Raw genomic sequence first — 778 nt, forward strand, 5'->3', positions numbered from 1 at the left:
GACAGATAGAGCACGGCCACCTTCGGATTGAGCAGATTGGTCATCAGGCCCATGGCGAAAAGCTTGCGCGGCCTGTCCCTCGGCAATTCGCGCACTTCGAACGGCGAGCGTCCGCCCGGCTTCACCGCCTGCCAGGCCAGCCACAGCAGGTAGAGCACGCCGGCAAAGCGCAGCGCGTCATAGGCGTAGGGCACGGCGAGCAGCAGCGCGGTGATGCCGAACGCCGCCGCCAGCACATAGAAGACAAAACCGAGTGCCACGCCGCCAAGCGAGATCAGCCCCGCCTTCGGCCCCTGCGATAGGGAACGCGAGATCAGATAGATCATGTTGGGGCCAGGCGTCAGCACCATGCCGAGGCAGACCAGCGCGAAGGCGAGATGATTGGCTGTTTCGGGCATCTGTTCTTCCCCCGCGCGCCGCGAATGGACGCGCGATCCGGCAGGCGGCCAAGATGTGCCTGTCCCCGGCAGCGCGCGCAAGTGCATGGCGGCGCCAGCTATTGTTCCAGCTAGCCGCCGGTGCCTACGGATCAGCCGACGATGCGCAGGTTCGACAGTTCGTTGCCGATTTCCTTGAAATCGTTCGACAAACTGGCGCCGGTAGCGTTCCAGAACAGTTTTGCCGGCTTGCTCGCGTCCGTTGGATCCTTGCGGAAGCGCGAGTTCGACGAGCAGGATTTCAGCGCCTCGATCGCCTGCTGGTCGGCGATTTTAGTCGTGGACAGATCGAGCGCCACAGTCATCACCATGATGTTGGCTGCCTTGGCGTTGTTGCAAAG

Annotated in this window: 1 protein-coding gene and 1 pseudogene; both read right to left on the bottom strand. The window is 63.0% G+C overall.

The annotated features are described in order from the left end of the window. Positions 1-398 (bottom strand): LysE family translocator (locus EN964_RS36075; protein ID WP_164776536.1); only part of this gene is annotated, 398 nt, incomplete at its 3' end. Between the two features lie 131 nt (positions 399-529). Beyond that, positions 530-778 (bottom strand): annotated as a pseudogene (locus tag EN964_RS36080) (hypothetical protein); the annotation flags it as partial.

Origin of the sequence: Mesorhizobium sp. M7A.F.Ca.CA.001.10.2.1 (genome assembly GCF_003998575.1) — a bacterium.
Taxonomy (GTDB): Bacteria; Pseudomonadota; Alphaproteobacteria; order Rhizobiales; family Rhizobiaceae; genus Mesorhizobium.